The sequence below is a fragment of the Faecalibacterium sp. Marseille-Q4137 genome, assembly GCF_017377535.1.
Classification (GTDB): domain Bacteria; phylum Bacillota; class Clostridia; order Oscillospirales; family Ruminococcaceae; genus Faecalibacterium; species Faecalibacterium duncaniae.
Window position 1 is genome coordinate 1 of record NZ_JAFREK010000089.1, and the last position, 2,742, is coordinate 2,742.

Genomic DNA, 2,742 nt, shown 5'->3' on the forward strand with positions numbered 1-2,742 from the left:
GAGTAATGCCAAAAGGGCTATATCATCTTTTTTACGAAATCGGGATGCAGATTCAAGAGTAAACGCTATTCAGAAATTTGGTGAGGCAATGAGTTCTGGAGCTGCAGTTGGCACTACATCATTTGCCAACGCTGCTGGTAATATTTTGGGGTTTGCCTATGATATTAGACAGCAGGGCTTAGAACAAGGTTTGATCGATTTTGGTCGATCAGATTTAATTGAAAAATCTTCGAATGAAATATTGCATGAACTACTTTATCAATTTACAAATAATTCCTCTTCGCTAGAAGATTCATTGGCGGCAGATTCACTATCTCAGGCTCTTGATAATTTGCAAATAGATTCCGTAGATCAATTGGGAAATGTGGATTTGGACAGTTTGTTAAGAGAAATGGTTACCTCATTTGTGCAGATCAGTTTCGATGTGAATTTTGAAGAGAAAATAGGAAAAGGTCGTACAAGTAACGAAAAATTTGAGATATTAGATGAAATGCATTCATACATAGCTGATGCACTACATGATTCATTGTCTGATAAGGAAATAAAGCAAATTAATCTTAAGGACATCGGTGCAGCAAATGTTGTTAAAGAGGCATTGAACGAAGCATATGATGTATGCACGCGTTTTTATGGGGGGACAGCCTAATGAAATTTTGGATAAAAAAAGAAAACGATGCGGACCCGGACATTGAATGGAATGACGCTTATATTCTTACATTAAACAGGGACTCAAAAAGCACTATCTATTCTGGATTGCCCAATATATGGTATCATTTGGGTCAGCAAAGAATGAATTCGATTTACGAAGATTTATTTGTAATAGGACTTAGTGTGTTTGCCTTAGATAAAAGGATTTCGAGAAGTCTATTTTTGGATTCATGGACACGAAAAATAGAGGTTTCTATTCCAGTTTTAGAGCGGGACAAATGGGATAATTGTAAAATCCAATGGAGCAAGATTCTTTCTTTTTTGACAGGAGATGAGTGGAAGGTTTCTTTTCGGCAGGCGACTACGGAATACGGTTCACATAAGAACAAAAATAGAAAATATATAGATTTATCTGGATGCGATTGTGTTAGCTTGTTCTCTGGAGGTCTGGACTCATATTGCGGTGCGATAAAACTATTGCAAGAAGGACACTCTCCAGTATTGGTTGGGCATAATGAATATCCAAAGCTTCGTTATATTCAAGAACAATTCTGTGAAAATTTCAACGAATGCTTTCCTTCCCAAAAATCAGTTTTTCTTGGCTTTACCGCTGGAGCAAGAGCGCCATTTAAGACGGATGAGCAGTTGTGCAGAGTGGAAAATACTTCTAGAGGACGTTCTTTACTGTTTTTATGTGCGGCGGTTTCTATTGCTGGCATCATGGGAAAACAAGTTCCGGTGTATATACCTGAGAATGGATTCATTGGCTTAAATGTGGCTCTTACAAATGGCCGAAAAGGATCCTGTAGTACTAGGACAACGCACCCTTATTTTTTAAATTCACTAAATGAGCTGATTGCAAGTGTTGGAATTCAAAACCATATTTCTAATTTCTTTGCTTTTAACACCAAACGAGAAATTGTGAATATGGTTTCCGAAACAGATGCATTTAAAAGGTGCTATAAAAATACTATTTCATGCTCGCATCCATGTGTAGCTAGATACAATCGTGTGGGTTCTAGAGAATATCCTGTAAACTGTGGATTTTGTTACCCTTGTATTATTCGGAAGAGCTCTTTACAAGATGTTGAGTCGAAAGAAAATGAGGTCAGAAAGGCATCGGAATTCATTGAAGCAGAAGCGGATAAAAACAAATCTGCAGATCTATTTGCGGTTTTAAGTAGTATTCATAGATACAAAAATTTTTCGGATAAAGAGATTGAACGATTGATTCGTTGTACGGGAAAACTTGATTTTGAAGAAGTTCAAGCATTTAAACGAGTCTATAAACAAGGTATGAATGATTTGATTGAATATTTTTCAGATGATTCGAAAATAGAAGCATATATGTAATGATGAACTTAATAGATACACATTTCCATTTGGATCATTATAAAAACTATCTGGAGATGGCCAGAAATATTACAGAACTAAAACAGTATACAATCTGTGTAACAAATTCACCTGGTGTTTTTTGGACGTGCAAAAATCAAATTACAGAGACAAAATATTTAAAGTTTGCTATAGGCTTTCATCCGCAGGAGTCGACATTAGATGAAAATGATATAAAAGATTTTATGAGACTTATAATGTTGACTAATTATATTGGCGAAGTAGGATTAGATTATTCGGCGAAATCGTATATGGACAAACAACTTCAATTAAGATTTTTTGAACAGATTGTGGAGCTTTGCGCTTCGGAAAATAAGTTGATGACGATACATATCAGGGGAGCAGAAGAAGATGCTATTCGTATTTTGGCAAAATACAATCCCCAAAAAGCAATTGTGCATTGGTATACGGGAAATCGCGACCATATGTTGAAATTAGTGGATTTAGGTTGCTATTTTTCGATAAACACAAACATGGTAAATAGTTGTAATGCGGAAAAATATCACTTGTTGCCTTTAGAACGGCTTTTAATAGAATCTGATGGCCCGTACACGAGAGTTAATAAGAAAAAGTATGTTCCTTCTCTTCTGCGGGATGCTTATGATGAAATATCAGTCTTCTATAAGAACTTTGATATGATCAGCAATATTTATGAAAACTTCAAAAGAATACTATCGGTTTAGATTAATAAAGATAGAATAT

The 2,742-nt window shown here is 35.5% G+C and carries 3 protein-coding genes; all 3 read left to right on the top strand.

Translation table 11 applies throughout. The features are described from left to right. The coding region (locus J3353_RS15800; RefSeq protein ID WP_207685222.1) for a hypothetical protein at positions 1-646 on the top strand (646 nt) is incomplete at its 5' end. Next, positions 646-2,001, top strand: a complete 1,356-nt coding sequence (gene qatC / locus J3353_RS15805; protein ID WP_147323026.1) for a Qat anti-phage system QueC-like protein QatC — start codon at positions 646-648, stop codon at positions 1,999-2,001. The genes J3353_RS15800 and qatC, both read left to right, overlap by 1 nt. Further along, positions 2,001-2,723 (top strand): TatD family hydrolase, encoded by a 723-nt coding sequence (locus tag J3353_RS15810; protein ID WP_113621481.1) that lies wholly within the window; start codon positions 2,001-2,003, stop codon positions 2,721-2,723. Before qatC ends, J3353_RS15810 begins: the two co-directional genes overlap by 1 nt. The last annotated feature ends 19 nt before the right edge of the window (positions 2,724-2,742 follow it).

Coding starts and splice junctions, on each gene's coding strand:
- qatC (WP_147323026.1), top strand. CDS start 646: ATGAAATTTTGGATAAAAAAAGAAAACGATGCGGACCCGGACATTGAA.
- J3353_RS15810 (WP_113621481.1), top strand. CDS start 2,001: ATGATGAACTTAATAGATACACATTTCCATTTGGATCATTATAAAAAC.